Consider the following 25124-nt stretch of genomic DNA (forward strand, 5'->3'; position numbering starts at 1 on the left):
TACGGGCGAGTTAAGCCTGGCCGTCTAAGAAGTTTGCAAAGAGCTGAACTTCCTCAAGGTCGGCGGCAGACAATCCTGTCTTGTCGCGCGCGAGGAAGGCCAGTTGATCGGGGGCAGTTGAGCGTGGTGCGCCTCCGTGCAGGAGGTAATCAAGGGAACGCTGATAAAGCTGTGCCAACCGACGTAGCAGCGGTTCGTCCGGTTCTGCTTGGCCACTTTCGAATGTATCCAACATGTCCGGAGGAATACCAAGCACGGCAGATACGTCTTGCACAGTTAGCCCAATGTACTCTCGGGCGTGAAGCAGGCGGCCGGCTTTGGCTGTGACATCCTGAGGACCTGACGCGATCATTTTCACGCTCCGAAGTGTTTTGCTACCGCTTTGACAACTTTCTGGACGAATTCGTCTTTACTGCGGTAACCGCCATTCTGGATCACATCTTCTGCAGGGATTTTTTTGTCTCCGAACACATCCTTGAACAGTTCCTTGATCTTCGAAAGGACGTCGATAGCGGTTACTGAATCCAGTGGGGTGTACAGATTTTCAACTCCAAGCGGCAGCTCCGAACTGTCTAGTACGTTCTCATCCCAGAATTTTTGCAACAGCTGCTCAAGAGCGGCTTTCTTGTCCATGAAATGTGATCCAAAGTTCAGTCAAGAAGCCGACATTACCAATTGCATGGTGCCATCACAAGGAATTCTGATGCGCTCAGACCATTGTCATACTGTCTGGCCATCATTCGATTTTGCCGCTGATACGAAACTGAACCAGTTTGCCGAAATAACACTGACCCAATACCAATCAGCAAAAATCCAGCACATGTGAATGGTTCACAAGGTAGGGGGCTGGGGCAGTGAAATTTCGGCAACTGGGCCAAACCTTCGCTGGCGACAACACAGAGATCGCCATACCGGTTCCTTGATCGTAGGATGAGTTTTGATTTCGGACCCTGTAACCAGCGTGCCTCACCTTTTATGGTTCAAACACCGACCAACATTTTACGAGCTTGATGCCGCGCGCTGGGTTCCAAGTGCAGTAAGCCATTTCCTCTGTTGACCTGCGTGTTCGTCAGGCGCAGTCGCGGTATAAAGCGCTGAGGTCAAGGCTCAAACAAGAACACGCCTGCGGTAGCTGCTAGCGAGAGGAGCGCAGCGACGAAACCGTACATGTAGATCAGGGTTTGAGCGACCGTTGGCCTGCCGGTAACTCCTACCAAAAGCGGGCCTACTTGCTGCCACATCAATGCGAGCAGTAACCCAATCGGATAGAATCCTAATGATTTAGCATCCTTGAAAACCGGCAACATGAACACCGCTGTGGCCGAAAGAATAATTGGCATAAGGGCCACAACCAAGTACCCCGCGCCCATGGACGTCCTGGCTTTGGACACCAGCAAGCCTGTCGCCAAAGCAGCGCTTGCACCGAAAGACATGAAGCTAAGGCCTGATACCGTCGTTTCGCTTAAAATACTAATCTTTCACTTCCATAGCTGCGGTTAAGCAACGAGCATTGACCAAGGCCGGTAAAATTATCAGGCTGGCATGAGTTCGTCACCAGCAGCCTTGTTCCCCACTCAAGGATTTTCTCCACAATGAAGACCTTAATCCAAGCAGAGGATGGTCGCAAAGCCCTCCTACGCGGCGGGGTACCTCAATGGCCGACCATCATGGAGGTGGTACGCGACGCGTCCAACTCCGCTTTGCTCCACTATTTGGATTTCTTGTTAGCCGATAACTCTCTATTGATCGAAGCCGCACAGCGGTCACATAGGCACCAGTTGGGGTTCGTCAAAATTGTGCTGCTTGCAGACGATACTGGCGTGTGCCTCCGCTTGCACCTCTGGGATAGGGAATCCGTAGAAAAGGAAGATATCCATTCTCACTGTGCAGATTTCTCCTCGCGCGTCATTCTGGGCCGATTGTCTGAGAACTCCTATGAGCTAACACCTGGTGCAGATTACGCCCGCTTCCGATACAGCTTTGATGCTGCCATGGGTTGTAGTGCAGCTGCGGCGGACGGATTGACAGACGTTTCACTTGTATCTAGCCGCGTTTTGTTCGCCGGTGATATTTATACTAAACGAGCTTTTGAGTTGCATAACGTAACTAATGTCACACAAGGTACCTTAACAGTGTCTGCGTGGAGCACTCGCAATTCAGAAGCGTTAGTTTTGAAGAGTGATTTAGAAGCTTCGGCCAGAGATTGCTCAGCACCAATTGGTATGTCAGAGAGCGAATTGCGTGTCACGTTATGTAGTGTTAAAGAAAGGATAATTCGTCGATGATACTCAACGATGCGGAGATCAAATCTCTTTCGAATATGAGTCCAGGCTTAATATTTCCATTTGATGAAAAAAATAACCTTCGTCTGAGCTCTTATGATCTTACGGTCGGAGATGAATATTACATTGGTCAAAGTGATGCGTCATTTACATTTGAAACACAGAAGCTGCGGGCATCACAGTCAATTACCATTCCGCCACATGCGGTATGCTTTATCCTTACTGCAGAAAATATTCATTTGCCCAGTAATGTGACCGCTAGGGTTTCGCTGCGAATGACCCACATTTACGCGGGAATGGTACTTACCTCTCAACCTCCATTTGATCCAACTTATAATGGTAAAGTAGTGGTGATGCTTCATAATCTTTCATCAGCTTCTTATCACTTGAAATGCGGAGAGCGGGTCGCAACTATCGAATTTACAAAATTGACAGCAGATGCGATTGGAAGTCATGTTCATAGGTCAGTAGGAAGCCTAGAAGCGCAGCTATCTAAGCCGCTTGTAAGCAGCCTTACAGAGATCGCTAATGTCTCCAAAGCTGTACAAGAGAAACTTACTTGGCTAAGCGGGCAAATGCTAGTATTTGCAGCGCTTGTTGTGGCTGTGTTGGCTGTCCCTGGTTTTTTCTCTTACAGTAGTTTATTAGATCGGCTCGGTGAGCAGCGCGATCAGATTAAAGATATGAATAAAACGCTGGCTGACTACAAGCTTGAGTTTGAGAAAAATAATACTACTATAGTCGATCTGAAACAGCAGTTGGCTGCACTGCAATCGCCTAAGCCTGCAGCCGAGCCAAATTTCGTCGCTCCGCAAGTAAGTATCAAGAGTAGGAGGCAGTAATGGTTACAATGTCCGAGATCGGTGAAAAAGCCTTTTTGAAATCATTGCTTCCCACTCTTCATACGGCTCCAGAATTCGTTAATGGCTTTGGGCATGATGCGAGTATCATTGATATAGGTCTAGAAGAGCTTTTGGCATTCAAGATTGATCGTGCACCGTTTCCAGTCTCGGTACGCCGCGGTCTTGGGGATTACCGGACGTGGGGACGCCTTGCGGTCACGGCGAATGTCAGTGATTTGCTAGCGGTAGGAGCCAAGCCTCGTGCCTTAATGCTGTCCATCGTAGTGCCAGGGAATTTCGACGCGAATGATGTTCGCGACATTATCAAAGGTTGCGAAGAAGCATGTGCAGCCCATCAAATTGTATTCTTGGGCGGTGACACTAAGGAAGGGCCTGCAGCTCAAGTGATCGGTGCGGCATTGGGAACAGTTAAAAAAAGTTCCGCCTACGGACGAGCCTCTGCGAGCCCAGGGGATTACCTTTTTATAGCAGGACGGCTCGGTGGGTTCGCCGGTGCAGTGGCACTAATGGATGCGGCGGCCTCAGATGAAAGAATTCCACAAGAATGGATCGATGTGCTTACCAATCCGAGTGCTCGTATAGGTGAGGGCGCATATCTTAGGGAAACACTTGATGTTGTAGCTGCATGTGATTTGAGCGATGGTTTAACTGAGGCCATCAATATTTTTTGTGCAGATGGCGCGGGAATTTGCATCGCTGAAACCGCTTTACCTATGGAGCCGTTAGCTGTTCAAGCGTCTATATGCTATAGCGTGCCGCTTTGGCAGCTGGCCTTCGGCGTTGGAGATTGGGCAATTGCGTGTGTAGTACGTGAGGCGAATATTGATGCATTTCGAGCGGGTATTAGTGCTGAGCTCGAGCTACATGAGGTTGGTCGCTTTAATAAAACTGGACGTAAGCTTATTCTTGATCTGTCAGGAGTCGAGTTGGAAATGCCGGACATTATCAACGAACATTTTCGTCAGCGTGCTGAGGACGACGGTATTTATTCAGAGGAACTGATGCGCAAGCGTTGATTACGTAGCCCGGCAAGTTTCGTTTCTGGATTAGACTACTTATGCTGCATCAGTTTGGACATTGATTTTCTAGCGTGAGGGCGGCATCAGCCTGGCCAACGTAAAGCAGTGATCACCTGTACGCAGCTTGCTCTCAGGAAGTGAGCAGAAACGAATGCTCAAATGAGGTGAGGATGATTAAAGTTGACGTCAAGAGCCCACGAGAGTGCTCAGATCGAGAGAGAGAAGAGTTTCTCAAATTGGTTGTCCAAGGCGGTGAGGTGGCAACCCAAGGGCTACCTAATCGTATAATGACCGCAGAGGCTTTGGGGTTTTTACGGGTCGACAACCGGTTAGTAGGTATAGCGGCAGTTAAGAATCCCAGTGACAGATATCGTAATAAAATTGCTGATCACTCTGGATTTTCATTGTCAGAGCAAACGTTTCTTTACGAGTTGGGTTGGGTTTTTATTGCGCCTGCGGCGAGAGGAAATAAGTATTCATTTCACTTGGCGAAGTACGTCATCAAGACAGTGGCTGGAGCTGGTATTTTTGCCACTTCTAGGTCAGATAACTTAGCGATGCATCGTATATTAGCCGAACTCGGGTTTCAAACTTCCGGAACTGCTTATAAGTCAACGCACGGCGACTACGAATTACGGCTGTTCACGAAAACTACTTGAAACATTTGACCCTGAAATGTTTAACATGATACCTCCTGAGAAAAATCTCACATTGCCCAATTCATCTGCAGCCTTATTGTCGGAACGTAGAAATGGCATTTCCACCAAAAGTTGTCGAAAAGCTCGCTTACAGTTCAGCCTACATCTGTAATTACCCTAAATGTAATACGCTTACAGTTGGGCCAACATTGTCTAATCAGCACCTAGCCAATAAAATTGGAGAGGCCGCACATATGGAGGGAGAGAAAGAAAACTCCGCACGCCACAACAAATTGAATCAAGCGATGGCTCAAGATATCTCGAATGGCATATGGCTTTGTGCCAACTGTCATACGATGATCGACAAAAATGGTGGCGCTGACTTTCCGCTACATGAATTAAAAAAGTGGAAGGCAGAGCACGAGACGCTCATATCAGATCTTCTGAATATGCACAAAAGCCCTCTTCCATTGATACGTAAAAACAGTTTAAACCAGCGATCAGCTCAGAGTGCTATCGACCTCGCGGCTGATTGTGGAGCCCTTTTTCGAGATAGAAACATTGAGGATCCACGGCTCGTTATCGAATCTATAAAAGCGCTACGTAAATCGCTTAGTGCCGAATTAAAGAATGTTCAGGATGACACTCGTCTACGCACGCTAATCCAAGAAATGCAAAGTGCCTGTAGAGAGCTTATGAATTTCTCGTCCACGGATATGAGTATTTTGTGGCCGTATCTCCAAATAGTTCGATTCCGGGTGTTAAAGGCGGTGAGCTCCTTGGTTATAGAATTCGGCTGTCATGCCCCTCCTCACATCGTATCCGAGCTTTGAACTCAGTTAATGCAAATAAAAGTGAATGCTAGTCACTTAATCTGTACTAGGTTTGTATTGCCGCTGATGTTGAATTGACCCGACTACCGAAATTTCACTGACCCGGGATGCTCGTTTTCTTTTACGTCATTTTCCAGCCGAGCGGGATGTACTTCTGGCGGGTCAGATTGAGGAGCAGTCGGAGACGCTCCATATAGGGGTTTTAGGCCCGATCTTTAGCTCGTCGATTTCACATTCTGCTCTTTGAGCTTTCGCCATGAACGATGATTGTTGTTTTCAAAAAAGCCCCGCCTAACCGAAGCTAAGCGGGGCCCTTCTGATGCTGGGGTAAGGTCAGGGATCAATGATTCTGAAAATACTCCGCCAGAGACGCCATATCCTCCAGCTCTTCATCGTCGTACACCGACTCGCCGTCATGCTCTGCGCACTCTCCGCGATGGTTGATTTCTGAGGACCGATAGACATAGTCATCGCTGCAGAATTTGCAGTACGCATAGGCCGACTCGTCCTCATCAGCACACGTCTGGCAAACCCAGCCATCAGGCTCACGTTCTTCATACCCCAATGGGGTGATTGAGAGGGACTTTTGTTCACAGCACTCGCACGCCGGCGCCAATCCGGCGTAGATCACTGCGGCCAGATCACGCATGCTCAACCTCTGGAGGGGTGTCTCCTTCATACGAGGAATGTGCTCGGCAAGCTTTTCGGTCCCGACTTCGCGGTAGTTGATGAGGTCGACGTCAAAAGGTTCGAAGTCAGGATCGCTCTGAAGGGCCTTTTTGCTGTTGTAGCCAAGAAAGTGGGACACAGCAGCATGGGCATGGGCAGATCGAATTTCGAGATCGCGACCGTGATAATACTCACGGAGGAAATGAACAGCTTGATCGATTACGTCAGGATTTTTTGAGTCAGACATCATAGCGCTTCCTATAACAGGCGACTGACAGATTGTTCCAATGGAACGCGTTGAGTGATTACACGTGCTGTCAGCCTGGTATGGAAACACCTAAGCAGGCGGGCTGTATAAAGGTGAAGCAGATTCAATATGTCGCTTTAGCCCACTCACAGGCAATTGGGACACTCCCGTAAGATTAAGCGGCCTAGAATTAGACGTCAAGTCACTCATGGCACATGCCACATTTCTTCCTAGGCCCACCTGAGCGCCCTTTTCATCCTTGACGTCTACGTGGTGGTAATGGCTAACTACTCGTGGGAACTGCCTAAACGGCGTTCTAACAGACACGAGTAGTGGGTATCTCCTGTCTAGCAAGACCCTGAAATGCGTCGCTTCTCGTCGGTAGCTTTCTACTGACAGCGCTGTTCATCCGCGGATTGGTCCGTGGGTGCACTAGGAAAAGTAAACCCACGAGCAAGTTTTCTTAGTCCACCTACTACAACCGATACCAAGGACTCATCTATGAGCACACGCAAGCGATACGACCTATTCGTCTCCTACATTGCACAGCAGTTCGCCAAAAAAACCGCTATCAGCGGAAGCAAGCTGTACTGTTCGCGGCATGCCGAAATTTTAGCCAGCGCTGGTTTTGGCTATCCTAACCAGCACACATTCCTCATTGCACTTGAAAAACGTGTAGAGCGCTGTGTGGGTTACTACATCCCCGATAGTCAGATGATCAAGCAATGCATGATCCAAGGGCTTGGGTACCCAGAGAGTTCGCTCAACGAGCTCCTCAGTATCTTCGTGCAGGCATCGACCAATTATTCCGACGTCGGTTTCCGTGCGGACTTTTTCGATGACTTGCAAGGGGCCCCTCAGTTGATCGGTGGAAGCCGGGATCGCGCCAATCATGTCGATCTGAAAAACCGGATCATCGACGCGATCGACGATGAAGATCGTCATACACGTAAACATTTCTGGAAGTTTGTCAGCGATGAAAACCCTGCGGACTATTTCGACTACGACCTTAGGGCTCCCAAGGACTTTCCTCGCAACTACCATCTTGGACGAACCATCAATTTTCCCCTGGTGGCCATGTACGACCTCGATATGAAGGCGGACGAGGAGGCCTCGCACTACGGATACAACCGTCAACTGTCATTTCGTGGAAGCGTGCGGCTAAAGCCTAGCGGTCGCCGTGGTTGGCGTTTTCCTACTTGCCGGCTGGATGACCTCCCTTTTCGCGAGGAACGCAACGATGCTGAGCGTGCGAAAGAGCCCTTTGTTTTCCCTGGCGAAACACTAGACGACGATGATTTCGAAGCAGGACGCTGGGCTGCGTGGGAGAAGGAGTCTATCCCGGACGATAAGCTGCATTCGCTCGACTGGCTTGCTGGATATGCTATGCATGGGGAGAACTGCAACGCAGGGGGCCATATGTCTACCGGACTGGTCGATAGGGCACTGGCCGAAGCAATTGCTTACGCGGAGTCACTCGAGTTGTTCGATCCGCTTCGTATCGCGATTGAAGGGTGCCGGCACCTTGTATCCACAAGGACCACCAGGCAACTGGAGGGAGCAATTGCTGAAGAACTGGATCGTCGCCAGCGCTGATCGCTGTGACCTAAACCCAGATCCACTCAGACCGTCGGCAATAAGTCAGCTTGCGGTCATTACCGTTCTAATTTGGAGACGGACATGAGCAACGAGAATTCCCAGGGCATGTTGAACGGCATCAAGCACTTCACTGACAACACAGCAGACGCGATGAGCACTACGCTGCGCTTAATCCTGACTACAGGTGGAAGCGTTGAGAAGAGCATCGAGGTCGCTACCATTCTGGTGAAGGAGGGGTCGCGTGCAATCGTCGATGAGCAGTTTGGTGGTAGAAGCTGTGCGGAAATTACTCATGGTTTGGCTGATCTCCCACCTGTGCCCGATCTCAAACCACAGCCCGTAGAGCAAGGCCTAGCCCATTATCTGACCCAGTCTTACTTTGACGACGTCAATACTTAAAAAGATATGTTGAGCGAGGGCATCTGCTCTCGCTCATCATTCAAGCTTCGGCCCATCTGAGACATCAGGTTCAGCATTAATCCGCCCGTGGTCAGCGGAGGCAGGATCAGAACCACATCAACACGATCCGCAGCTTCAGAGGGCACCGGCTTCGCCTTTGAACTCCCACCCCCATTTTTGCTTGTGACAGCCTTTATTCATTGCAGTGAGCACTTTTTTTGAGTGTATTCTTACTTTTGTGACAACCTTTTTTCCTTTCCCCGCTTCCTGTGTAGCTGCGTAAGCCGCGTAAGTTAAGGGTTGTCGTGACAATCTTTTTTTATTCGTCACAACGTTAACCTTTCGACCCGCCCATGCGGGTCGAATTGTTACTGGCCTGCGGGCAACGGCCATAAGGAAAAGGCATGTTTCATAGCAACGCATTAAAACAATTGGATATGCAGGACCTTTCCATCGTTTTGCTGCTGATTGAAAACAGGAGTGCAAAGCGGGTTTCGGAAATATTGAACGTGAGTCAGTCGAGTATCAGCTACAGCTTGAAGAAGCTGCGCCATTGCTTTGACGACACATTGTTTGAAAACACAGAAGGGGCGATGCAGCCAACAGCGCGCGTATTGGCGATGAAGCCGTACTTGCAAAGCATGGTGCAGTGCATCAATCAATGTGCGAAAGAAGGCGTTTCGCAGGCACCCTCCGTGCGTCAGTGGAATATCACGGCGCCCGAGTATTTTGAAATCTTGATGTTACCTGCGTTGTTGCAGCATATCCGCGAAGCCGGTCGCAATTGGTCATTGAGTGTGAGCCGCTTGGGTCAGGATCTGCCCATTAGTCAGTTGTTAGCCGGTGACACCGATGTCTGCTTCGGTTTCGGCCCTGGTTATCATCAGTTGCACCCTCTCTTGAGTTACCAAAGCCTGGGGGACGATTCTTTCGTATGCCTGTCCAGCGTGCACAAGCACCAGGCCAAAAACACCTTGGACCTCAACGAATTCTGCGAGACACCACAGGTATTTCCGACGCCGTGGTTGTCTGAAAAAAACATGGTGGATGACTGGCTTAGTAAACAGGGCCGCAGTCGCACAATCATGACGCGCGCCAATTCCTATCACGCCGGGGTCAATATTTTGCTTTCGGTGCCTGCGTTGATCGCCGTGCCCACGCACGTATTAAGCACGTTGAAAGTGCCGGATCAGATAAAAGTCTTGAAGCCACCGCCAGGTTTTCCGACCTTCACCCTGGACATGATCTGGTGCAAAGACAGAAACACCCAAAACGATTTCCATCAGTTAGAAGCGCTGGTGCAAAAAATCAAAAGGTGAATTCGGTTTTTTGAGACGGCTGAAGTACGCGCCACTGTAGGGTGAAGATGAACCTTACAGAGGAGCATCCCGATGCCAAATCCATTTAACTGGTAAAAGACCCGTTTGAACGCCGTTGCTGGCGTGGCGTGAAGAAGGTCTAGTTTGGCTATGCAAAGCCCTTCTTATCGCGCAAGGTGGCGTGCGGCCATGAATCGAAAAGGGAGCATTCAATTCAGTACTGGGCCAATGTTACGTTCCTTTCATGGGGCTTTTACATGCTTAAGTTTTTTTCAAAACCCGCTCGCGCCAGTGCTTTTCTGCTTTCATGCCTGGCGTCTTCCATTGCCGGTGCAGCCGACACCACATACCCGGATGCCGCTGCCAGTGACCCCGCCAAGATGGGATGGATGGTCGGTTCTCCGCCGCCGCCTGATCGAATTATTCGTTTTGCCGATGGCAGTTATTTCAAATTTCCGGCCATGCGCTGGAGTGTTTCAAACTTCCGTCAATTGATGCCCACGACCAATGTGTCGCGTGGCTTGGGCGCCCCGGTGCCGCTGAATCGTGCATTACGTAAGGACATCGACGCGCTGACGTTTATCCCGACCGGTGCCAGTAAGCCGATGACGTGGGAGCAATCGCTGGCGGCCAATTACACGGATGGCATTGTGGTCTTGCATCGCGGCAAGGTGGTGTACGAACGCTATTTTGGTGTGTTGAATCCACAAAAACAGCACGCAGCGATGTCGGTCACCAAGTCAGTGGTAGGCACGATGGGAGCGATGTTAGTGGCGGATGGCACGCTGGATGCCAATAAAAAAATCGTCGATTACATCCCCGAGTTAGCCAAGTCAGCGTTTGCCAATGCCACTTTGCGCCAAGTGCTCGACATGACCACCGGGCTCAAATTCAGCGAGGACTATGCAGATCCCAACGCTGAAGTCTGGCAACACGCAATGGCCGGTAATCCGCTGCCAAAACCTGCGGACTACACCGGACCGCAAACGTACATGGAGTACCTGCAAACCGTGCAGCCGTCAGGTGAGCACGGTAAAGCGTTCGCCTACAAAACCGTGAATAGCGATGTATTGGGCTGGGTGATTGCCCGTGTGACCGGGCGCAATGTTGCGCAGTTATTGTCAGAAAGAATCTGGCAGCGTGTGGGCGCCGAACAAGATGCCTACTTCACCGTCGACTCCATCGGCACCCCGTTTGCGGGCGGTGGTTTGAATGCAGGCCTGCGGGATTTGGCGCGCTTTGGCGAGATGATTCGCAATGACGGCAAGTACTTGGGCCAGCAAATCGTCCCTAAAGCTGTGGTGGATGATATTCGAGCAGGCGGTGACAAACAGGCGTTTGCCCAAGCCGGTTATGACCAGCTCAAAGGCGGCAGTTACCGCAACATGTGGTGGGTGACGCATAACCCGGATGGAGCCTTTATGGCCCGCGGCGTATACGGTCAACGGATTTACATCGATCCGAAAGCGGAAATGGTGATCGTGCGGTTCGCCTCCCATCCGATTGCCAGCAACTCGGCCAATGATCCTGTGACCATTCCGGCCTTCGAAGCACTGGCCAAACAGTTGATCACTCACCCGCAGTAATCGTGCTTCGGCGCGGTCTTTTCCAAAAATGAAGATTGCGCCGGGTCGACGAAAGTTTCACCTCTTCTGTTATATCGCAATTACATATTTCAGAAGTGAGAGCGTCCATGCATGTCGATTTAGAGGTCGAAGAGGGTGGCCTTGAATCTCTTCCTCGTTTTCAACGCGCGAGTGCTCAGGCTTCTCAGCTGCATCGGTTGGGGGCTGGACTGGCGGGCTTAAGTCTTGTCGCGTGGGGCCTGGCGTTTTTTATAGACCTGTTTTCGCCTGAGTAAGCGCGGCCTTGCGGTGCAACTTAAAAAAGGTTTCATCGGCTCTAGCCCATACCTTCTAGCCCGTGAGGCTGACAGTTTGGGTTAATCGACTACCCTTATTTTTTGACGTCTGAAATGAGGGAGGATGACTGATGCTCGCGCAACTGCCACCAGCTTTACAGAATCTTAAAATTCCACTTCGGCTGAAGCTATGGGATGGACATGAACTGGATCTGGGGCCAACCCCCAGCGTGACCATTGTGGTCAAGGATCCGAAGATCGTTTCTGAGTTCATGCATCCTAGTCTCGACTTGTTGGGCAGTGCGTTCGTCGAAGGTCGACTGGAACTGGCTGAAGGGTCAATCAGCGAAGTCGTACGCGTGTGCGATGAACTCAGCCAAGCGTTGCTCGACGAGGATGATGAGAGCACGCCCGCGCGCAACTACCACGACAAGGCTACCGACGCAGCGTCCATTTCCTACCATTACGACCTGTCTAACGCGTTTTATCAGTTATGGCTGGACCGCGAGATGGTCTATTCCTGCGGGTACTTTGAGACCGGTGAAGAGAGCCTGGATGAAGCTCAGCAAGCCAAGTTTCGCCACTTGTGCCGCAAACTTCGGCTCAAGCCAGGTGAGTACCTGCTGGATGTCGGCTGTGGCTGGGGCGGGTTGGCACGTTTTGCAGCACGCGAATTCGGGGTCAAGGTGTTTGGTATCACCCTGAGCAAAGAGCAACTCGCCTTGGCTCAAGAACGGGTCAAGGCAGAAGGTTTGCAAGACAAGGTCGATTTGCAACTGCTCGACTACCGTGACCTGCCACAAGATGGCCGCTTCGACAAAATTGTCAGCGTGGGGATGTTTGAGCACGTCGGCCACGCCAACCTGCGAGAGTACTGCCAAGTATTGTTCAACGCAGTGCGCGAAGGTGGTTTGGTGATGAACCACGGCATTACTGCCAAACACACCGACGGGCGCCAAGTGGGTCGCGGTGCGGGGGAGTTTATCGAGCGCTATGTGTTTCCTAACGGCGAATTACCGCACTTGTCGATGATTAGTGCACACATCAGCGAGGCTGGACTGGAAGTGGTCGATGTCGAGAGCCTGCGTTTGCATTACGCGCGCACGCTGGAGCATTGGAGTCAGCGCCTTGAACAAAACCTTGAGGCGGCTGCCAAGCAAGTGCCAGAGCAGACATTAAGGATTTGGCGGCTGTACCTTGCAGGCTGCGCGTATGCGTTTGCCCGTGGCTGGATCAACATTCATCAGATCCTCGCCGCAAAACCGTATGCCGACGGTTCGCTTGAGTTGCCACGGACGAGGGCCGATATTTATCGTTGAGCGGTCGAGATTTCGGTGATCGTCAAAGGGCCGTGTCACTCAGTGACATGGCCCTTTTTATAGAACAGGCGAAACCAAGCGCGCCACACGCATGCCAAGTTGCTGCAAACGGTGCGTGGTTTTGATGTCGTCTTCGGTGATTTCACGCGCCAGGGCAAAGTCGTCCAGCAGCATATGTTCGACTTCGCGGGCAAACGCTTCGTCGACCGTCAGCAGCATCACTTCAAAGTTCAGGCGGAACGAGCGGTTGTCCATATTGGCGCTGCCGACCGCACTGATTTCGTTGTCGACCAGCACAACCTTCTGATGAATGAACCCTGGCTGGTAGCGGAACATTTTCACCCCAGCACGCACCGCCTCGAATGCATACAGGCTGGAGGCCGCATACACAATTTTATGGTCGGGCCGTGAGGGAATGAGGATGCGTACATCCACCCCGCGCAACACGGCAAGCCTCAATGCGGAAAAAACCGCTTCATCCGGCACGAAGTAAGGCGTTGTTATCCACACCCGTTCAGTGGCGGCATGGATGGCTTCAACAAAAAACAGTGAGCAGGTTTCGTACGGATCGGCTGGGCCGCTGGCTAGAAATTGGCACAGTACACCGCCTTCCGGGTAAGCCTGCGGCAGGATCAACGGCGGTAGTTTGCGCGCAGCCCAGAACCAGTCTTCGGCGAACGACTCTTGCAGGCAAGCCACCACCGGCCCGCAGACCTCGACGTGGGTATCGCGCCACGGAGACAGAGGCGGTTTGGCTCCCAAGTATTCATCGCCAACGTTATGCCCGCCGACAAACCCTTTCACACCATCCACCACAACCACTTTGCGGTGGTTACGAAAGTTGACCTGAAAGCGACTGATCCAGCCGCCGCGGGTGGCAAATGCCTGCGCTTGAACGCCCCCCGCACGCAACGACTCGGAATAACTATTGGGCAAAGAATGGCTGCCAATGCTGTCGTACAACACATACACCTGAACCCCTTGAGCCGCTTTTTCGAGCAGCAGGGCATGCAGTTTCATACCAAGGTCGTCGTTATGAATGATAAAAAACTGCACCAGGACCACCTGTTCGGCGGTGCGGATGGCTTCAAAAATGGCGTTGAACGTTGCTGTTCCGTTGATCAGTAGACTCACCTGATTGTTCGCCAGGCACGGCATTCGGCCTAGCTTGGGCATTGCTCGCAAAGAGGTGTAGGCCTTTGAGTTACGTGCGGCAAGGGCTTCCTCGACCCAAGGTCGCCAGTTCAGATCTGCGATGGCTTCACGCATTTCCTGATTGGCCTGACGTCTGGCGCGGATGTAATCGTCGAAGGTGCTACGGCCAAAAATCAAATACGGGATGAGCGTGAAGTAGGGAATGAAGAACAATGACATGGCCCAGGCAATTGCACCTTGAGCGGTTCTCACGGTTAATACCGCGTGCACGGCGGCAATCAAACCCAAGGTGTGGATCAATAAAATCAGATAACCGAAAACGTGCGGGCCGAGATAATCCATGCGTATCCTTGCTCCTCAATGTGTGACGCTGCGTACTAAAAGACCACGTTATGCAATGAATGTCCCTAAATGCTTGCTGATGCAACGCTTGCTGTTTTTCAACGTCTAACCCCCACATATCCGTAGGAGCTACTTGATGAATGTTCGTGTGCTTGGGCTGCTCATGGCCTGTGGTTTATCGATACCTGTGGCTCAAGCCCAAATGCTGCAACCGGGCCTTTGGGAGCTGACCACCAGCAATATGCAAGTCGATGGCCAACAGCTTCCTGACCTGCAACTGATGTTGGGCCAATTGCAATCCATGTTGACCCCGGAGCAACAGGCGCAATTGGAAAATCAAGGGATCACCGTTGGGGGTAAAGGTGTGCGGGTATGCCTGACGCCTGAGCAGGTCAAATCAGATGCGATCCCGCTGACAGATCCGAAGTCCGGTTGTAATCAGCAGATCACTGAGCGTAGTGGAAATCAGTGGAAGTTTCGCTTTAGTTGCCCAAAAGCCCAAGGCGCAGGGGTTGCCACATTTGCCAGCGACAGAGAGTTTAGTACCCAAGTAAACGGCACGTTCAACGCCACGGGTGTTCAGCAAAAAGGCAGCATGGATACCCGTGCGGTATGGCTGGGCCAAAACTGTGGAACCGTCAAACCTCGCACATGATTCAAGCTGTCCGCGCACGGGTCCATCAGTGCGCGGAACGCCCTCTAGGCATCTCGCCAATTCCAGCGACTCTCAGCCACCGCATCGTGGCTGTGCAAACTCTCGGCATGCACCACCTTAAGGCTGAAGCCTTTAACCCCCGCTGTACTTTTCAGCGCGAAATTCAAGCGTCGCGCAGCATCCTCACAAAACATTAAATTTTGCCCATTGGCTAATGCGAAGGCTTGTTCGTCTGCGCGTTTTACGGCTGTTTGTACTGCGGTGCCCAGGGCTGTTTCTGCTTCATCAATGATGTTGTTGATCGGAAAATTTTGCAGCTCGCGACCGAGATGCAGCTGCAAGTGAGCCGTGCTTCTCTGGCTATGCGGAGTAGCCACAATGCCTTGAGTACTGCCAAGCCATGTCAACACTTCGGCGTGATGGAGTGGTTTGTTCGCGAAGTCATCGACAAATTGTTGTTGGATAAGTTGGCGTGCTAGCGCGGCTGAACAAGGGCAAGTGGATGAATAGTCCACGTCGATTTTTAGTTCCACGTGGAACATTCCGTTTTTCAGTGAAGCTTCGATGCTGACCGGGTAGCTCTTCCATCCACTTAATGCGCTGACTAATGCGGGTCGTTTCAACAGCACCTGCGTGTGGATTTTTAGGTAGGCACAGATGGATAAATCGTCATGCGAGTCCAAAAACTGCTGCAAAATTTTCTTCAAAAGTAGTGGGTTCAGAGCCTGCGAATCTAAAACTTCGAGCGCTAAATATAAGCGTGACATATGAATGCCGCGTGCCTCGCCATCATCAAGGCTGACACCGGCATCGGCGGTTGCGGCCAAACGCTGACCATTTATCACAACAGGCAGTGCAATGCCGCACATGCCGACCCATTCCAGCGGAACAGTCTGCCGGGCGTTTTGTGACGCAATGTCAGGAAGAGTAAGGGCGTTCATAAAAAATCCCATCTATGGAAAAGCGTGACGTTACAAGATAACAATTATAATTCCTTGTATTGTTATAATGTATCATTAGAAGCAATTTAATGATCACGCCCACAAGCGGGCGCTTTGACCTGCCGACCCTGATGAGGAACTTCCATGCCCAATCGTCTACCCGTGACAGTGCTGTCTGGTTTTCTCGGTGCAGGAAAAAGCACCCTGCTCAATTACATTCTGCGTAACCGCGATAACTTGCGCGTCGCGGTCATCGTGAATGACATGAGTGAAATCAATATTGATGGTGCCCAGGTTCAGCGCGATGTGAGCCTGAACCGGGCAGAAGAAAAATTGGTCGAAATGAGCAATGGCTGCATTTGCTGCACCCTGCGTGAAGACTTGCTGGAAGAGGTCAGCAAACTGGCCAAGGAAGGTCGATTTGATTATTTATTGATCGAGTCCACGGGTATTTCTGAACCGCTGCCTGTCGCAGAAACCTTTACGTTTCGAGATGACAAGGGCCAAAGCCTGGCCGACATCGCGCGCCTCGATACAATGGTCACTGTCGTTGATGGCCTGAATTTTTTACACGATTACCAGGCCGCCGAAAGCCTTGGCACGCGCGGTGAGACATTGGGGGAGGAAGATGAGCGTTCGATCACTGATCTTTTAATCGAACAAATCGAGTTTGCCGACGTTATTTTGGTCAGCAAAATAGACCTCATCAGCCGTGTTGAGCGTCAGGAGTTGATGGCCATTCTTCAACGACTGAATGCTCAGGCTGAAATCATTGCAATGGTCATGGGTGAAGTCCCGCTGAATAAAATTCTGGATACGGGACGTTTTGATTTCGAGCGCGCAGCTCAAGCGCCAGGCTGGTTGCAAGAACTGCGCGGTGAACATGTGCCTGAAACCGAAGAATATGGCATTGCCTCGACGGCTTACCGGGCACGTCGACCTTTCCACCCGGAACGTTTTTTTAATTTTATTGATCGACCGTGGACGAACGGTAAATTGCTGCGTTCCAAGGGTTTTTTCTGGCTGGCCAGCAAGTACCAGGAAGCCGGCAGCTGGTCACAGGCGGGCGGTTTAATGCGCTATGGATATGCCGGGCGCTGGTGGCGATTTGTACCCCGTGATCAGTGGCCGCAAGAGGCAGATGCCAAGGCCGAAATCCTTAAGAAATGGCTGCCGGACACCGCTGACTGTCGTCAGGAATTGGTCTTTATCGGTCAACATATCGACTTCAATCAGCTCACACATGAACTCGACTCCTGCCTGTTGACTGATGAAGAGATGGCCTTGGGTGTAGAGGGCTGGCGGCAGATGAGCGACCCGTTTGGTGGGTGGTATGACGAGGTGGCCGCCTGATGAATGCCTTCGCTTGCAGCCCAAACATGACGATAAAACAGGTCTGCGGGGCCACTCCCCACATCCTCACACGCGTACTGGATCAAGACGTCAATTTGGCCGTCTGGCAGCGCCACTTGCCTGTGCATATTGCTGATTTCAGCGATTTACTGCTGTCGTTGGATGAGCCTTTGGCGGATGCCTTGAGCCTGGAAATGAACGATGAAAACGCTCAGCCCAACCTTTATGGGCTTGCGCACAGGTTCAACGATTTGGAAGGCTATGAAAGCTTCATGGCGGATGTTGCCTGGTTGGTCAGCGCCTATGCTTGTTTGTTAGGCGCCAAACGTATTGGGCTGCGTCTCAGGGCCTTGGATAAGGCCATGTGCCCGCGCTTTCACGTTGATCATGTGCCTGCACGCCTGATCACCACCTACGCAGGGCAGGGCAGTCAGTGGCTCGCCGAGGGCGTGATGGCACGTCAGCAACTGGGCCAGGCGCAGGCAGAGCCGACTCAAGCAGCGTTGATTGAGCAGCTGAGCACAGGAGATGTGGCACTGCTTAAAGGCGAAAAGTGGCAAGGCAACGAGGGTGCAGGGTTGATCCATCGTTCGCCTGCGCTGCAAGCCGGCGAACGACGGCTGATTTTGACCCTGGATTGGCTGGCCTGAGGCATATTGCAGCCTTCCATCCCTACAGAAGCCTTTGATGATGCTGCACAACATTCCTACCCATGTGATCGCCGGGCCGCTGGGCGCAGGCAAAACCAGTCTGATTCAGCACCTGATGGCCCAGAAGCCTGTGCACGAACGTTGGGCGGTACTGGTGAATGAGTTCGGTCAAATAGGTCTGGATGCTGCTTTGATGAGCCAAAGCGGTGATGCAATCGCTATTACTGAAGTCGCGGGCGGCTGTGTCTGTTGCGTGAATGGTGCGCCTTTTCAGATTGGTTTGAGCCGTCTGTTACGTCAGGCAAAGCCTGATCGCTTATTCATTGAGCCTTCGGGTCTCGGGCATCCTGCGCAAATCCTCAAGCAGCTCAGCGCTGCGCCCTGGTTAGGTGTTTTAGCCTTGCAGCCGTGCGTAATAGTGCTGGATGCCGAGGCGTTAGCGTTGGGTAAACCGGTGCCTGCAACCCAACAAGAAGCCTTGAAAATGGCCGGTTTAGTTGTCATGAATAAATCTAATAGTGTCCAAAATGAGCAACGTGAGCAGATTGCATGCAGCCTGCCAAAGTGCCCTGTTTTATGGACCGAGCAGGGCTACATCCCGCTAAATACGCTGCCTGTAGCCACTATGAGAGATATTCATGCTGTGGATAACTCGTTGATTTATAAGGATTTTAATTCAGTAGTAAGCGTTTTTTCTGACCCCCAGACCCCTTTCGTGATGACGCAACAGCAGCCGGAGGCGTGGAGTATTGGCTGGAAATGGCACGCCTCACTGCAATTTGACCTGGTGCTGCTCAGGCATTGGCTTCAGGGGCTGAACTGGCTGCGCGCTAAGCTCGTTGTGCATGCGCCCTCAGGGTGGTTTTCAGTCAATTGCCTTGAAAACAGTCTCCAACCTTGGAAAGCCAGCGAGTGGCGCACCGATTCGCGCGTTGAATTGATCTTCGAAAGCCCTCAGGACGTGAATTCACTCAAAAAAGGGCTGCAAGACTGCCTCATTCATCCCCTGTAGGCATTAACGGTTAACGCGGGCGTACTTGCTGAATAAGCAGTCGGCCCTGATCGATTTCGGGGCTGATTTTGGATTAATACGCCATTTTGTACTGGTAAAGTTGTCCTACAATCCTTGTTTTTGACATCTGTTTTAACCTCCTTGAAGTGTCTATTTCAAAGGTTTCAGCGCTATTGACGGGTTTTTATGAAAAGTTATCCACAGGGGAACTAAAAAAGGCGAGAAAGAGGCGCTCAGGCAGGAAGCGCTCCTCGAGATTCATCACTGGGGCGGTTTGGTGTGCTCCTGGCGCCATTGGCTCAGCTCTATGATTTGTGCGCTGGGGATGTCGCGATGCTCAGGCTCAGGTTGTGCTTGGAACGGGTAGGGTGCCAGCTCGATCTTCGCGCTGTGGGCGCCAAATTGAGTGATGGTGCCAGCATGGCGTTGATCGCCGGTGACGGTGAACTCAAAGTTATACACACGGGCCAAGCGTCGATTGCCCTTGGCGTCCGCAATGAATCCGATTTTCTTGAGGGCCACGTTTTCATCGAGCAATTCGATGTCGAGCTTGTTGCAGTGCTGTTTGACGCGCTCCAGCGCTCGCTCGCGCATACCGTGGTTGTGCCACAGCCAGGCAGCAGCAGTGGCCAGTAGCATCAGCACAAACATATTTCCAAGGGTCAGCATGACGGGGGCTCCAACAGAATAGGCTCAGCTTAACTGCGTCTTCAGCCTGTCGTACAGGTTGCTTTTCGTCGCATACTGCGTGGCTTGAATCCACCCGCAGTCTGGAATCCGGCATGAAACGTACGCCTCACTTACTTGCTATCCAATCCCACGTGGTTTTCGGCCATGCCGGCAACAGCGCAGCCGTCTTTCCTATGCAGCGCGTGGGTGTAAATGTATGGCCCTTGAACACGGTTCAGTTCTCGAACCACACTCAGTATGGTCAGTGGACTGGCGAAGTGCTGGCCCCTGAGCAAATTCCTGCGCTGGTTGACGGTATTGCCGCGATTGGCGAACTGGGTAACTGCGATGCAGTGTTATCTGGCTATTTGGGGAGCGCGGCACAGGGTCGGGCCATCCTCAGCGGGGTCGCGCGCATTAAGGCGGTTAACCCCAATGCGCTTTACCTGTGCGACCCCGTTATGGGGCACCCGGAGAAAGGCTGCATCGTGCCGTACGAAGTCAGTGACTTTCTGCTGAATGAGGCGGCCGCAGTGGCGGATTTTCTGTGTCCTAACCAGCTGGAACTGGACAGCTTCTGTGGTCGTCATCCGCAATCGCTGTTCGATTGCCTGGCGATGGCGCGCAGCATGCTGGCCCGCGGGCCCAAAGCGGTACTGGTCAAGCACCTGTCATACCCTGGCAAGCCTGAAGAAAGTTTTGAGATGTTGCTGGTGACGAATGACGGGAGCTGGCACTTGCGCCGCCCGTTATTAGCGTTTCCGCGCCAGCCTGTAGGCGTGGGTGACCTGACGTCCGGCTTATTCCTGGCACGGGTACTGCTGGGAGACAGCCTGGTGGCCGCATTTGAATTTGCGGCATCGGCGGTGCATGAAGTGCTGCTCGAAACCCAGGCATGTGCCAGTTACGAGCTGCAATTGGTGCGGGCTCAAGACCGTATTGCTCACCCGCGTGTGCGCTTTGAGGCTACGCCGATCAACCTGTAATCCTTGCCCTAGGGGGCATCGTCGCGGCCTGTAGGCGCTGCCGAGGCACGCGGCTGCTCGGGCGCGAAGCGGTCGTAAACCGGATGAGTGTGGTGTGTCTGAGGCACTGCGCTGAATGGTTTACGACGGCTGCGCCGCCGGACGCAGCCTCGCACTCCTCGTCAGCGATAGGTTTTATCTGCGCGAGGCTGGACCGGTGGCAAAAGGCCTAGACCGTTTCGTCTTTCAATTCCCGATAGCGTTTTTCCAGCTCCTGGCGGATCTGGCGACGCTGTTTGCCTTGAATAAAGCGGCGTTTGTCTTCGCTGTTAACGGGTTGCAAAGGCGGTACAGCCGCCGGTTTACGGTCGTCGTCCACTGCCACCATCGTGAAAAAACAGCTGTTGGTGTGGCGCACCGAGCGCTCGCGAATGTTTTCAGTGACGACTTTGATCCCCACTTCCATCGACGTGTTACCGGTGTAATTGACCGAGGCCAGAAAGGTCACCAGCTCGCCGACATGAATCGGCTCACGAAAAATAACCTGGTCCACGGACAAAGTGACCACATAACGCCCGGCATAGCGGCTGGCGCACGCGTAGGCGACTTCGTCGAGGTATTTGAGCAGGGTTCCGCCGTGAACATTGCCAGAAAAATTGGCCATGTCCGGGGTCATCAAGACCGTCATCGACAGTTGGGCGTTTCCGGGTTCCATAGCAGCAGGCTCGCGGTAGTGTTGCAGCAGTGAAATGGGTATCTCTGTGGATACTTTTCGATTTTTTTAAACAGACAGGAACGGGACGCTACCGTTTGGGCTGTCGTCACGCTCTGGCGTACATGTTTCCATATATTGCGCCGCCTTTCTGCGTTAAGTCCCGGTGTTAACCTGCCAAAGCCCGTTTAGCGGGTATTTCCTACACTTAAAACAGTCGATACATACTGCGAGACTCGCTGTGTCTGTCGTTCTGTTGTCGGGCAGCACCCACACAAGGAGGCGACACGCCATGCATGCCATCAGCTTTATTCAGGATCTGGCAGTCATCATGTTGGTCGCAGGTGTGGTGACTATTCTTTTTCACCGTTTTAAACAGCCCGTGGTGCTGGGTTACATCGTTGCGGGTTTTATTATTGGCCCGCACACGCCGCCTTTCGGTCTGATTCATGACGAAGAAACCATCAAAACCCTGGCTGAGCTGGGGGTTATTTTTTTGATGTTCTGCCTGGGGCTGGAGTTCAGCCTGCGCAAGTTATTCAAAGTGGGTGCGACGGCCTTTATTGCGGCCTTCATGGAAATCACCCTGATGATTTGGATCGGCTATGAAATTGGCCGCTGGTTCGACTGGAGCACGATGGATTCGCTGTTTTTGGGCGCCATTTTGGCCATTTCATCGACCACCATCATCGTTAAAGCGCTCAATGACCTGAAAATGAAAAACGAGCGTTTTGCGCAGCTGATTTTCGGTGTGCTGATCGTTGAAGACATTCTGGGCATCGGCATCATTGCGTTGCTGTCGAGCATTGCCGTCAGTGGCAGCGTCAGCCCGGAAGAAGTGTTCTCCACCGTTGGCAAGCTGTCGTTGTTCATGATTGTGGCGCTGGTCATCGGTATCTTGCTGGTGCCACGCGTTTTGGCCTATGTGGCCAAATTTGAAAGCAATGAAATGCTGCTGATTACCGTGCTCGGGCTGTGTTTTGGTTTTTGCCTGCTGGTGGTCAAGCTGGAATACAGCATGGTCCTGGGCGCATTTTTAATCGGCGCGATCATGGCTGAATCACGGCAACTGCTGAACATCGAAAGGCTGATCGAGCCTGTGCGCGATTTGTTCAGCGCGATCTTTTTTGTCGCCATCGGTTTGATGCTCGATCCCGCCATCTTGTGGGAATACGCCTTACCAATTGTCGTCATCACCTGTGCAGTGGTACTGGGCAAGATGCTGTCCTGTGGGTTGGGTGCTTTTATCGCCGGTAATGATGGACGCACCTCTCTGAGAGTCGGGATGGGCCTTTCTCAGATTGGAGAGTTTTCGTTCATCATCGCGGCACTGGGCATGACCTTGCAGGTCACCAGCAGCTTCCTGTACCCCGTGGCGGTTGCTGTGTCTGTGCTGACGACCTTGATGACGCCTTACTTGATTCGTGCCGCAGATCCGCTTTCGCTCAAGCTGGCGCAGGTCATGCCAAACCGGGTGTCGCGGGTTTTTGCTCTGTATGGCGAGTGGTTGAGGAGCATCCAGCCACAAGGCGAGGGTGCTTTATTGGCGGCGATGATCAGAAAAATCCTGCTACAGGTGGGCGTCAATATGGCGTTGGTTATCGCGATTTTCTTTGCGGGCGGGTATTTCGCCCCCCGAATTGCAGATTATTTACAGGGCTGGGTGATGAAATCGAGCTGGCAAAACGGCTTGATTTGGGGCGCTGCCTTACTGTTGTCGTTACCGTTCTTGATCGCGGCATATCGCAAGCTCAAGGCGCTGTCGATGCTCTTGGCGGAGATGGGGGTTAAACCCGAAATGGCGGGGCGTCACACGCAACGCGTGCGCCGGGTGATCGCTGAGGTGATTCCGATCTTGTCGCTACTGGTGATTTTTTTATTGCTGTCGGCATTGTCTGCCAGCATCTTGCCGACCAATGAATTGCTGATCGTGATTGCGGTCGTGGCGGCGGGAGTGGCGGCAGTGTTGTGGCGTTGGTTTGTGCGTATCCACACGCGCATGCAAGTTGCGCTGTTGGAGACGCTGGACAATCACAAGGAGGCAGGGCACTAGCGGCACTGTCCTGAGTTCTTGTAGGAGCGAGCAAGCTCGCTCCTACAAAAAAAATCAGCTTTCCAGCCAGACATCCCGTGCCCAGTGCCAGACCGATTCCCAGGTTTCTTCGGTCACCAACTCTTCTTCTGCGGACCACAGCACCACGGTGCCATCTTCTTCCACGCAGTAATAGTCGTCGCCGTCCTGACAAATCGGGATCAGCTCACGTGGGACGCCAGCATCCCATGCGGTAGCTGCGACATCTGGCAGGTAGGTATGGGATTGTGGGTCGGTCACGGTGACCGGTTCCAGGCTGCCATACACCACGTCGCTGACGGTCAGCAGAAATTCTTTGAATACAAAGGGGATGTCGATGAACAGTTGTTCTTCGATTTCCACCAATTGATCGTCATCAGGCAGTTCCAGAGGAACAGGCACAGGTTCGTTCTTTTCACGCAGTTCTTCGATGATCTCTTCCACGACCTCAATCCTCATACTCTATGGCGCGGTTTATATGACGCGCTTTATACAGTAGCTCGTTATAAGTGCAATCGTGAAATGCAAAGCCCCGGACAAGTCCGGGGCTTTGGGTGTTGCGTGTGGAGCGCAGGGATCAGCCGTTCTGACGGATACCGGCTACAAGCCAAGGTTGGTTTTCGCCTTGAGCGCGTTCCATGTTCCAGCTTTCGCTGAAGGTTTCGCCTTGGTCAAAACGCGACGTTTTCGAGAGGCCGCTGAAAGTCAGGGTCGCGATGGTTTTGTCGGCGCGATCATCCAGGCCGTCCAGCTGAACGGTCAGGTTATCGATGTAGGTTGAGTTGAAGCCATCACCCAGATCCGCGCGCTCACGCTTGAGGAAATCGAGCATTTGCGGGGTAACGAACTCGGCGATTTTATCCATTTCGTTGGCATCCCAGTGCTGTTGCAGGGACTGGAAATGGTTACGCGCGGCTTCCAGAAAGCTCTGCTCGTTGAACCACGCCGGGGCGTTGATCACCGGGCGTGCTGGCGCCGCTGAAGCACCGCCGCCGAAGATTGATGTTGGCGCAGGCTTGGCGTCGAATACTTCGCGCTGCATGGGTGCGTGACCCGCAGGCGCCATGTCAGCCTGTTGCTTGCGGCGACGAGCGGCGATAAAGCGGAAAATCACGAACGCGATGACAGCCATGATCAGGATGTCGAAGATTTGCATGCCCTGGAAGCCACCGCCCATGAACATGGAAGCGAGCAGGCCGCCAGCAGCGATGCCGGCCAGAGGGCCGAGCCAGCGAGAAGCACCACCGGCTTTTGCGGCTGCGCCGGCAGCAGCAGGGGCTGCGGCAGGAGAGGCAGGAGCGGCTTGGCGAGTTTGGTGGCTTGGGGCCGAACCAAAGCTTTTACCGCCGCCGAAGCGCTTGGCGTTTGCGTCGAGGCTCATCGTCAAGCCGATGCACAACGCCATGGCGATGCTAAGAAAACGTTTCATAAAGGGAATTCCCATTTGTGGATGACACGCGCGCCATGTTGCACAGGTGAGGTGTGACTGGCTAGCAGTGAAATGTTTCGGGCTTTTGCCTAAATGCGAGTAGGACGGTTCCCGATATTGTG

Annotated in this window: 26 protein-coding genes; 16 read left to right on the plus strand and 10 right to left on the minus strand. The window is 52.4% G+C overall.

From position 1 onward, the window contains the following. Window positions 1-10: 10 nt before the first annotated feature. The 3 genes from GYN01_RS10360 to GYN01_RS10370 all read right to left on the minus strand — a co-directional run bounded on the left by GYN01_RS10360 (window position 11) and on the right by GYN01_RS10370 (window position 1433). Window positions 11-352: a helix-turn-helix domain-containing protein gene (locus tag GYN01_RS10360; protein ID WP_203306990.1), complete on the minus strand. Its 342-nt coding sequence runs from the start codon at window positions 350-352 to the stop codon at window positions 11-13. Between the two features lie 2 nt (window positions 353-354). Further along, a complete protein-coding gene (locus GYN01_RS10365; protein WP_203306991.1) occupies window positions 355-633 on the minus strand; it encodes a hypothetical protein in 279 nt (92 codons plus the stop codon). 467 nt (window positions 634-1100) lie between these two features. Then, complete coding sequence (locus tag GYN01_RS10370) at window positions 1101-1433, minus strand: hypothetical protein (protein ID WP_203306992.1); 333 nt, start codon at window positions 1431-1433, stop codon at window positions 1101-1103. A gap of 159 nt (window positions 1434-1592) precedes the next feature. On the opposite strand from GYN01_RS10370, the gene GYN01_RS10375 reads away from it, so the two are divergent. The 5 genes from GYN01_RS10375 (at window position 1593) to GYN01_RS10395 (ending at window position 5635) form a co-directional block, all read left to right on the plus strand. Beyond that, window positions 1593-2285 carry a hypothetical protein gene (locus GYN01_RS10375; RefSeq protein ID WP_203306993.1) on the plus strand — a complete coding sequence of 231 codons (693 nt, stop codon included), beginning with the start codon at window positions 1593-1595 and terminating at the stop codon, window positions 2283-2285. Next, window positions 2282-3124 carry a dCTP deaminase gene (locus GYN01_RS10380; protein WP_203306994.1) on the plus strand — a complete coding sequence of 281 codons (843 nt, stop codon included), beginning with the start codon at window positions 2282-2284 and terminating at the stop codon, window positions 3122-3124. The genes GYN01_RS10375 and GYN01_RS10380 overlap by 4 nt, the downstream gene beginning before the upstream one ends. Continuing rightward, window positions 3124-4161, plus strand: a complete 1038-nt coding sequence (locus GYN01_RS10385) for a thiamine-phosphate kinase (protein WP_203306995.1) — start codon at window positions 3124-3126, stop codon at window positions 4159-4161. The genes GYN01_RS10380 and GYN01_RS10385 overlap by 1 nt, the downstream gene beginning before the upstream one ends. Window positions 4162-4334: 173 nt before the next feature. Next, window positions 4335-4823 carry a GNAT family N-acetyltransferase gene (locus GYN01_RS10390; protein WP_203306996.1) on the plus strand — a complete coding sequence of 163 codons (489 nt, stop codon included), beginning with the start codon at window positions 4335-4337 and terminating at the stop codon, window positions 4821-4823. Between the two features lie 92 nt (window positions 4824-4915). Beyond that, window positions 4916-5635 carry an HNH endonuclease gene (locus GYN01_RS10395; RefSeq protein ID WP_203306997.1) on the plus strand — a complete coding sequence of 240 codons (720 nt, stop codon included), beginning with the start codon at window positions 4916-4918 and terminating at the stop codon, window positions 5633-5635. Window positions 5636-5975: 340 nt separating this feature from the next. On the opposite strand, the gene GYN01_RS10400 is transcribed toward GYN01_RS10395, so the two are convergent. Continuing rightward, complete coding sequence (locus tag GYN01_RS10400) at window positions 5976-6551, minus strand: hypothetical protein (protein ID WP_203306998.1); 576 nt, start codon at window positions 6549-6551, stop codon at window positions 5976-5978. Window positions 6552-7052: 501 nt separating this feature from the next. On the opposite strand from GYN01_RS10400, the gene GYN01_RS10405 reads away from it, so the two are divergent. The 5 genes from GYN01_RS10405 to cfaB all read left to right on the plus strand — a co-directional run bounded on the left by GYN01_RS10405 (window position 7053) and on the right by cfaB (window position 13048). Continuing rightward, window positions 7053-8147 carry a hypothetical protein gene (locus GYN01_RS10405; RefSeq protein ID WP_203306999.1) on the plus strand — a complete coding sequence of 365 codons (1095 nt, stop codon included), beginning with the start codon at window positions 7053-7055 and terminating at the stop codon, window positions 8145-8147. 84 nt (window positions 8148-8231) lie between these two features. Continuing rightward, entirely contained in the window at window positions 8232-8549 is a 318-nt protein-coding gene (locus tag GYN01_RS10410) for a hypothetical protein (RefSeq protein WP_203307000.1), read from the plus strand. A gap of 437 nt (window positions 8550-8986) precedes the next feature. Beyond that, entirely contained in the window at window positions 8987-9868 is an 882-nt protein-coding gene (locus tag GYN01_RS10415; RefSeq protein WP_238936223.1) for a LysR family transcriptional regulator, read from the plus strand. 257 nt (window positions 9869-10125) lie between these two features. After that, window positions 10126-11454, plus strand: a complete 1329-nt coding sequence (locus GYN01_RS10420) for a serine hydrolase domain-containing protein (protein ID WP_203307002.1) — start codon at window positions 10126-10128, stop codon at window positions 11452-11454. Window positions 11455-11860: 406 nt separating this feature from the next. Continuing rightward, the gene (gene cfaB / locus GYN01_RS10425; RefSeq protein ID WP_048402664.1) at window positions 11861-13048 is read left to right on the plus strand and encodes a C17 cyclopropane fatty acid synthase CfaB; all 1188 of its coding nucleotides are present in this window, start codon (window positions 11861-11863) and stop codon (window positions 13046-13048) included. A gap of 57 nt (window positions 13049-13105) precedes the next feature. Here the strand turns inward: cfaB and cls are convergent, their stop codons facing one another. Continuing rightward, window positions 13106-14545, minus strand: a complete 1440-nt coding sequence (gene cls, locus GYN01_RS10430; RefSeq protein ID WP_048363755.1) for a cardiolipin synthase — start codon at window positions 14543-14545, stop codon at window positions 13106-13108. A 136-nt stretch (window positions 14546-14681) separates the two neighbouring features. Here cls and GYN01_RS10435 point away from each other — a divergent pair, with 136 nt between their 5' ends. After that, a complete protein-coding gene (locus tag GYN01_RS10435; protein WP_203307003.1) occupies window positions 14682-15200 on the plus strand; it encodes a DUF3617 domain-containing protein in 519 nt (172 codons plus the stop codon). A gap of 44 nt (window positions 15201-15244) precedes the next feature. On the opposite strand, the gene folE2 is transcribed toward GYN01_RS10435, so the two are convergent. Next, window positions 15245-16141, minus strand: a complete 897-nt coding sequence (gene folE2 / locus GYN01_RS10440; protein WP_203307004.1) for a GTP cyclohydrolase FolE2 — start codon at window positions 16139-16141, stop codon at window positions 15245-15247. 144 nt (window positions 16142-16285) lie between these two features. Between folE2 and zigA the strand changes: the two genes are divergently transcribed. Genes zigA through GYN01_RS10455 form a run of 3 tightly spaced genes read left to right on the plus strand, consistent with a single transcriptional unit; the run spans window position 16286 to window position 19156 of the window. Continuing rightward, window positions 16286-17494: a zinc metallochaperone GTPase ZigA gene (zigA, locus tag GYN01_RS10445; RefSeq protein WP_203307005.1), complete on the plus strand. Its 1209-nt coding sequence runs from the start codon at window positions 16286-16288 to the stop codon at window positions 17492-17494. A gap of 26 nt (window positions 17495-17520) precedes the next feature. Continuing rightward, window positions 17521-18144 carry a DUF1826 domain-containing protein gene (locus GYN01_RS10450; RefSeq protein ID WP_420850392.1) on the plus strand — a complete coding sequence of 208 codons (624 nt, stop codon included), beginning with the start codon at window positions 17521-17523 and terminating at the stop codon, window positions 18142-18144. A 40-nt stretch (window positions 18145-18184) separates the two neighbouring features. Next, on the plus strand, window positions 18185-19156 hold the full coding sequence (locus GYN01_RS10455) for a CobW family GTP-binding protein (protein ID WP_048402685.1): 972 nt from the start codon (window positions 18185-18187) through the stop codon (window positions 19154-19156). A gap of 261 nt (window positions 19157-19417) precedes the next feature. Here GYN01_RS10455 and GYN01_RS10460 read toward each other — a convergent pair whose 3' ends face one another. Next, complete coding sequence (locus GYN01_RS10460) at window positions 19418-19825, minus strand: DUF3301 domain-containing protein (protein ID WP_048363750.1); 408 nt, start codon at window positions 19823-19825, stop codon at window positions 19418-19420. 113 nt (window positions 19826-19938) lie between these two features. On the opposite strand from GYN01_RS10460, the gene pdxY reads away from it, so the two are divergent. Further along, a complete protein-coding gene (gene pdxY, locus GYN01_RS10465) occupies window positions 19939-20811 on the plus strand; it encodes a pyridoxal kinase PdxY (protein ID WP_048402659.1) in 873 nt (290 codons plus the stop codon). Window positions 20812-21019: 208 nt separating this feature from the next. Here pdxY and GYN01_RS10470 read toward each other — a convergent pair whose 3' ends face one another. After that, complete coding sequence (locus GYN01_RS10470) at window positions 21020-21505, minus strand: acyl-CoA thioesterase (RefSeq protein WP_048363748.1); 486 nt, start codon at window positions 21503-21505, stop codon at window positions 21020-21022. A 289-nt stretch (window positions 21506-21794) separates the two neighbouring features. Between GYN01_RS10470 and GYN01_RS10475 the strand changes: the two genes are divergently transcribed. Beyond that, the gene (locus GYN01_RS10475) at window positions 21795-23555 is read left to right on the plus strand and encodes a cation:proton antiporter (protein WP_203307007.1); all 1761 of its coding nucleotides are present in this window, start codon (window positions 21795-21797) and stop codon (window positions 23553-23555) included. A gap of 54 nt (window positions 23556-23609) precedes the next feature. Here GYN01_RS10475 and GYN01_RS10480 read toward each other — a convergent pair whose 3' ends face one another. After that, complete coding sequence (locus GYN01_RS10480; protein WP_048402655.1) at window positions 23610-24017, minus strand: SMI1/KNR4 family protein; 408 nt, start codon at window positions 24015-24017, stop codon at window positions 23610-23612. Window positions 24018-24150: 133 nt separating this feature from the next. Further along, window positions 24151-25002 carry a Tim44 domain-containing protein gene (locus GYN01_RS10485; RefSeq protein WP_048363745.1) on the minus strand — a complete coding sequence of 284 codons (852 nt, stop codon included), beginning with the start codon at window positions 25000-25002 and terminating at the stop codon, window positions 24151-24153. Between the last annotated feature and the right edge of the window lie 122 nt (window positions 25003-25124).

The organism is Pseudomonas weihenstephanensis, from assembly GCF_016812185.1.
Classification (GTDB): domain Bacteria; phylum Pseudomonadota; class Gammaproteobacteria; order Pseudomonadales; family Pseudomonadaceae; genus Aquipseudomonas; species Aquipseudomonas weihenstephanensis.